This window comes from Shewanella electrica (assembly GCF_022321485.1).
Lineage (GTDB): Bacteria > Pseudomonadota > Gammaproteobacteria > Enterobacterales > Shewanellaceae > Shewanella > Shewanella electrica.
The window spans coordinates 1-278 of the sequence record NZ_JAKOGG010000200.1; the positions used below are offsets into that span (position 1 = coordinate 1).

The following is a 278-nucleotide window of genomic DNA, read 5'->3' on the forward strand; positions in this document are numbered from 1 at the left end:
CGCCTTGTTTTAAGCCGGCGGCTTTGGCAATGGCTTGGCCGCGTCCACCACCAAATTTGCGCCGATGTTATGGGCACCTGACCGAAGCCGAATTGTTCCGCCGAATAGTAATAACCCGCCACATCAAACTGTTTCAGCTGTTCAGCATCGGTGATGTCATGCTCTAAGATCCAACGCGCCTCTTTGTACAAACTTATTCCTGACGCCAACGTTATATTATGATTAACTAGCTGCAAATTCGCCGATTTGAGTAAACTGGCTGCTCATTTAATTGCGCT

Annotated in this window: 1 pseudogene; it reads right to left on the bottom strand. The window is 48.2% G+C overall.

From position 1 onward, the window contains the following. Window positions 1-191: pseudogene (locus tag L9G74_RS22370) on the bottom strand (hypothetical protein); the annotation flags it as partial. Window positions 192-278 lie beyond the last annotated feature (87 nt).